Raw genomic sequence first — 345 nt, 5'->3', positions numbered from 1 at the left:
GCTTGCAACGACTGTATTCAGCCTTGATGATGACGCGAATCAGATCCTACTGACCAGCTCGCAAATCACCGCATTTAGAAAAGGGCTGCCAATTCAGGACGAGACCTTAACTAAGGGTCAACGTGGTAGCTACCTGATTCATAAAACAATTAAGTTAGAAGGCAATCAGACAAACTCTTGGGTTATCGCCGCTGACATCGACAAGAACCATAGCGATATTACCGCACTGAATACTCAGATTTCGGTGCCTAACGATATTCGCAAACAAGTCTTTTCAAGTATCGAAGATAACCAAAAAGAATTGGTCTCTTTGATGTCAGGTGCCGATGCATGGCAGCTAACAGC

The 345-nt window shown here is 44.3% G+C and carries 1 pseudogene; it reads left to right on the top strand.

The features are described from left to right. A pseudogene (locus AB4585_RS25210) lies at window positions 1-345 on the top strand (hypothetical protein); the annotation flags it as partial.

Source organism: Vibrio sp. 10N.222.49.C9 (assembly GCF_041474985.1).
GTDB classification, from domain to species: domain Bacteria; phylum Pseudomonadota; class Gammaproteobacteria; order Enterobacterales; family Vibrionaceae; genus Vibrio; species Vibrio crassostreae_C.
Note: the sequence above shows the minus strand (reverse complement) of the source record. Positions and strands in the feature narration are given on the sequence as shown.